The sequence below is a fragment of the Bacteroidota bacterium genome (assembly GCA_030706565.1).
In the GTDB taxonomy this organism is placed as follows: Bacteria; Bacteroidota; Bacteroidia; order Bacteroidales; family JAUZOH01; genus JAUZOH01.
Genome location: JAUZOH010000237.1, coordinates 1 through 5,911 on the forward strand (window position 1 = coordinate 1; position 5,911 = coordinate 5,911).

A 5,911-nucleotide genomic window follows, 5' to 3' on the forward strand; every position below is an offset into this window, starting at 1 on the left:
CGGAACCGGCTTAAATTTTTCCATTTCACAACTTTTGCCAGATCGTATCCGAGTGTAATATTTGAAATTTTTAAATAGCTTCCATCATGAACATAAAGATCTGAAAATTCTGCCCAGTTAGATCCATTTTGAGTCACTCGGGGCATTGTATTTGAAGTTCCCTCACCATGCCAACGGCTCAGAATATCAGAGGTCCAGTTACCATATTGGCCAGGGTTACGATAAGACTGAACAATTTTATTACCTGCGACTCCATTGGCTGCAACAGAAAGATCGAAATTTTTATAATTGCCTGAAAATGTAAAACCAAATATATGGTGCGGATTCGGATCGCCGATATTTGTTTTATCATCAGCTGTAATTACGCCATCGCCATTCAAATCCACATATTTCAAATCACCCGGATGAGCAGTTGGTTGTAATACATTTTCGTTACTTCTATATGATTTTACTTCTGCTTCATTTTGAAAAATTCCAGCAGTTTTATATCCCCAGAAATATCCAATCGGATTTCCTGTTGAAGCTCTAAAAAATTCAGGGCCATTTACAAATAAACTGTTGGTGCCGCCGTGAATAATTCCATCAGATGTCGGGATATTATTAACCACATTTTTATTATAGGCATAGGAACCGGAAACAGTGAAGGTAAAATCTTTCCCAAATGTTCCATTGTATGATAATTGAAGTTCTGTGCCTTTATTGGTAACATCGCCACCATTAATATATGGATTTTTATTTACACCGGCTGTTGCTAATAAAGGCGCTGCAATCAACCAGTCTTTTGTGGTCTTGTTGTATAAATCAAGACTCATTTCTAATTTACCACGAAATAATCTTGCATCAAAACCAATATTGGTTTGTTGCGATGTTTCCCATTTAGTATTTTCAACTCCAATTGTCGAAGGATATGAACCTTGAGTTAAAGTACTATTATTATTGCCAAAATTGTATTGAGCGTTTGATAAGGCAATTAAAGACAGGTAATTAAATGCAGAAATACCATCATTGCCATTAGAACCCCAGCTAGCACGTACTTTCAAAAAATCCAGCCAATTATGGGTTGATTCCATAAATGCCTCATTACTTGCCACCCAACCGGCAGAAAATGATGGGAAGTATCCCCATTGATGATCTTTGGCAAACATAGTAGAACCATCAGCACGAAAAATAACAGAGGCTAAATATTTTTCTTTATAACTGTAATTAATACGGCCGAAAAAAGAAGCTTGAGCATACACCGCATTTGCATTTCCATAAAGCGACATTCCATGAGTAATGGTTTGCTTGTTGGCAGCAGAAGTGTCAGCACTCATGGTTATTGAAGTTACTGTAGAAGTACTTAGATAACCACGATCAAAAGAACTAAATAAAGTAGATCCAGTAATATTCCCGCCTACAAATGTTCCCTGGTATTTACGAATTGCAGTACCGGCTAAAACATCAAATTTGTGATCATCATTTCCAAACAGGTAGTTAATTGTATTATCCCAGTTCCACGTATATCCCTGAGAACTACCCTGACCAGTTTTTTCGTAAAGGTTAAACTCATATATTGATAACTTATCATAAGCAGGAGTATAGCTATGATTAGCAGAAGAAGAATAATTTAAACCGAAAGTTGATTTTATTTTTAAATTGTTGATGGGTTGAAATTCTGCATAAACATCTCCTATTAATTTTTGAGTCTTTTTATCATTCTGATTATTGTATTGCATTACTGCATAAGGATTCGCTTCAGTATTATTCCAAGGGCCCCCATTATATATGGTAGAGTTAATACTGCTTAAATAATTCCCTTTTTCATCGTACATGGCTAATAAAGGACTTGTGCCAAAGGCGCTATGAAGAGGATTACCGGAATATATTCCTCCATCTGCTATCCCTTTTTGATCAGTGAAAGAAAAAGTCAGGTGTTCACCTAAGCTCAACACCCCGTCGTATATTTTACGTTCGGAATTTGAACGGAAGTTATATCGCTTATAGTTTGAAAGATCCGAACCGCCAATTATTCCTCCCTGTTGAGTATAGGACAAACCTAAGGAATAAGAGGTAACATCAGTTCCTCCAATGGAAGATAAATCATAATTTTGAACCGGAACATTGGAAGAAAACATTTGGTCTAACCAGTTAGTCCCGTTGCCTAAGGCATTAATTTGCGCTTGTGTGAAAAGAGGCAATTTCCCTGAATTTATTGCTGCTTCATTTTGCATAGTAGCATATTGAGTTGCATTCAACAAAGCCACTTTATGGCCAATATTTTGTACACCGTAATATGCATCGAAATCAATTTGTCCTGTTTTTTTACCTGACATTCCACTTTTTGTCGTAATCAAAACGACACCGTTTGCCCCGTTGATACCATAGATGGCACATGATGCAGCATCTTTTAAAATATCAACGGAAGCAATATCCGAATTGTTTAAATAGGTAATATCGCTGGTAATAACACCATCAACCACATAAAGCGGATTTGCATTTCCTATAGTTCCCACACCACGAATGTTTACTTTAAAACCACCACCGGGTTGACCCGAAGTAGAAGTAATATTTACCCCTGCGATGTGTCCTTGTAATGCTTGTAATGCATTGGTAGTGTTGAGTTTTTGAAGGTCTTCGCCTTTCATTGATACAGTGGCGCCGGTTACTAATTTTTTCTTCTGAACGCCGTAACCAACTACCACTACCTCTTCCAGTTTTTTAACATCTTCATTGAGAGAGATATCTATTTGGGATTTGCCAGCTACTGATACCTCTTTGGAAACATATCCCAGGAATGACACTACCAGTACATCATTATCAGTTACATCGATAGTAAAACGACCATCAACCCCTGTAACAGTGCCGTTGGTTGTCCCCTTCACCAAAATATTGACCCCGGGTAATGAATTATTGTCTGTTGCAGAGATAATTTTACCGGTCACTTTGTGTTTTGTAGTTTCCTGGGCAAACAAGTTTGAACTCGACATAACCTGCGTAATAAGGACTATTCCTAAGAATATCGCAGTAAATTTTAAAGCAGAACTTGCTTTAAACAGGGACTTTCTCATCCCCTTGATCTTGAACTTTTCTTTCATAGAATTTAATATTAGGTTAATTTATATCCGTTATTTATGTGTATACATGACTTTACTCTTTTATCGATGTAAGTTAAAGGAGTTGGTCGGCCACCTCAAATAGCCACTTGAGTAAACCATAAACACCAACCTGTCAAATCCTTAATCATCAAATTGGCTGTAATGCAGAAAGACTTTGTTTATTTGAAATCATATCACTACTTTGGTGAAAACCTTACTCAAATCCGAGAAGGCAACTTCGCCAGTTTTGAGCGAAACAGAGGCTTTTAATTTATCGGTACTCAGGCTGATCCAACCTTTATGTATTTCCGTTTTCCAATTACTTTATTATGGGGATAATCCTTAATCATCAGGCTATTTTCAGCAGAGAAGTCATTGGATGGAATGACAATGACATGAATAATCTGATTAGATACTACCTGAAGCCTGATTGACTTGGCTCCGTTTCCGGTAACCTTTTCTGGATGAACAACCACGCCATCAGTCAGGATTTTATAATCTGCAGCCTGGGACGAAAACATGAACATTAAAAACAAGAAGCAAAGACAAATTGTAGTTCTTTTCATCATAAGAAAATTAGGTGAAACAGGTTTTTTAATCTATGCATCGGGACAAAACGATCATTAACTACAGAATTCCGTAAAAACACGGCTTAGAAATCTTAATCCATCGATTCTGTCACCAATACAGAAATAACAAACAGAAGCAAAAAAACTAAATACTTCATTTTCAAATCTAGTCCAGAATTTTTGAAGTCAGGGGATGCAAATGTTTAAATTAGGGGGATAATTTGTTAACTACAGGGGTTAAAATGTTGCCAAAAAGGGTATGATTTGTTGACCGGAATAACTCTCAAATCGCGTTACCTTTTGTACAACTTATCATTCTGCACTTTTCGTTTATATCCTTACGGATTTTAATCCCTGAGAAATTCAGATTTTTCAACAGGAGAGAAATTTCATCAAACAAAGCTTCGTTTATTTCGAAATAAAGATGGCCATTTTCGACAAGATGCTCCCAGGCAAAAGCTGCTATTGCCCTATAAAAACGCAACGGGTCCTCATCAGGGACAAAAAGAGCCAACGAAGGTTCATAATCCAGGACATTGGGCAGCATCAACTTTTTTTCCGATTCGCGGACATAAGGAGGATTGCTCACGATCACCTCAAACAATGAAGAAGACGGGAAAGGCTGATTTTTTAAAATATCGCAGTAGTAAAAATTGATATTTACTTTGTTCAAGGCCGCATTTCCGGCAGCAACTTTCAAGGCAGGTTCAGAAACATCGATTGCATCGACTTCAGCACCGGCAATATTTTTCGCCAAAGCCACAGCAATACAACCGCTGCCTGTACCAATATCAAGGATTCTGGTTTTCCCGCCGGGGTGCACTTCATCGCTGATCCATTTCACCAGCTCTTCGGTTTCAGGCCGGGGAATCAGCACATGGGAATTGACTTTAAACCTAAGCCCGTAAAACTCAGTCTCACCTAAAATATATTGAACAGGTTCATTCTTTTGAAGCCTCGAGATTATTTCGTTAATTTTGTCAAATGTGGCAGCCGGAATTAATTGTTCCGGTTTCAAGACCAGGTCGGTCTGGCTATAGGAAAGCAGATGCTCAAAAATAATACGGATAAAACCCTGCACTTCCGATTTGGGATAACGGTTTGCCAGGCCCTGCCTGATTAAAGCTAAAGTTTCCCTGATCGTATGTTCTCCCGGCTGCATCATGCTGTAAGATTTTTGGTAAAATTACATTTTTGTTCAAAGAGATTTAAAAAAATATTAAAATGAACGAACAGGAAAAATATATGAAACGTTGCCTGGAGCTTGCTGCCCTGGGAAAAGGGAATACTGCGCCCAATCCTATGGTAGGTTCTGTCATCGTTCTGAACGACCAAATTATTGGAGAAGGCTACCACAGGCAATGTGGCGAGGCACATGCAGAAGTAAATGCCATTGCATCAGTCAAAGATCAATCGTTGCTAGTTCATGCCACCTTATATGTAAGCCTGGAACCCTGCGCGCACTACGGGAAAACACCGCCCTGTGCCGACTTGATCGTTAACAAAAAAATCCCCCATGTGGTGGTAGGTACAACCGATTCAAATAAACTGGTGGCAGGGAAAGGAATTGGAAAACTCCTTCAGGCAGGTTGCAAGGTCGATATGGGTATACTGGAAAAGGAATGCAGGGAGATCAACCGGCGCTTTTTTACTTTCCAGGAACAAAAAAGGCCTTATATCATTTTAAAATGGGCGCAGACTGCCGACGGGTTTATTGATTTCAGGTGCGAATCAACAGAAAAGGCCGCCCGGATAAGCAACGAGTTGTCCCACACCTTGGTTCATAAATGGAGAAGCGAGGAGCAAGCCATCATGGTTGGCACAAATACAGCCTTGATGGACAATCCTCAACTCACCACCCGGAAATGGCCCGGAAAAAATCCTATCCGGATTGTTTTGGACCGGAATTTAAGATTGCCCGCTTCATTGCATTTGTTCGACCAGTCAGTTCCCACCCTTGTCTTTAACGAAAAGTCAAACCAGGAACAGGCCAACCTGACTTATATTCAAATTGATTATAACGATAACCCGATTGATTCGGTCTTAAACGAACTTTATATACGAAATATCCAGTCGGTCATTATTGAAGGCGGGGCAGAATTGTTAAACAGCTTGATCAAAGCAGGGAAATGGGACGAAGCCCGCATTTTCACGGCAGATAAATATTTCAACCAGGGCGTAAAAGCCCCGGTCCTGAATGCCGAACCGGATTACCGGGATAGTCTGGGAAAGGATTTGTTGGAGGTTTTCAGGAATAAAAAATAAGAG

At 39.1% G+C, this 5,911-nt stretch carries 4 protein-coding genes; 1 reads left to right on the top strand and 3 read right to left on the bottom strand.

Going from position 1 to position 5,911, the window contains the following annotated elements:
- The 3 genes from Q8907_11560 to prmC all read right to left on the bottom strand — a co-directional run.
- On the bottom strand, nt 1–3,074 hold a 3,074-nt coding region (locus Q8907_11560), incomplete at its 3' end, for a TonB-dependent receptor (protein ID MDP4274904.1).
- Between the two features lie 281 nt (nt 3,075–3,355).
- A complete protein-coding gene (locus tag Q8907_11565) occupies nt 3,356–3,643 on the bottom strand; it encodes a hypothetical protein (protein ID MDP4274905.1) in 288 nt (95 codons plus the stop codon).
- 283 nt (nt 3,644–3,926) lie between these two features.
- Nucleotides 3,927–4,808, bottom strand: coding sequence for a peptide chain release factor N(5)-glutamine methyltransferase (gene prmC / locus Q8907_11570; GenBank protein MDP4274906.1), 882 nt, complete (start codon nt 4,806–4,808; stop codon nt 3,927–3,929).
- A 59-nt stretch (nt 4,809–4,867) separates the two neighbouring features.
- Between prmC and ribD the strand changes: the two genes are divergently transcribed.
- Nucleotides 4,868–5,908 (top strand): bifunctional diaminohydroxyphosphoribosylaminopyrimidine deaminase/5-amino-6-(5-phosphoribosylamino)uracil reductase RibD, encoded by a 1,041-nt coding sequence (gene ribD / locus Q8907_11575; protein MDP4274907.1) that lies wholly within the window; start codon nt 4,868–4,870, stop codon nt 5,906–5,908.
- The last annotated feature ends 3 nt before the right edge of the window (nt 5,909–5,911 follow it).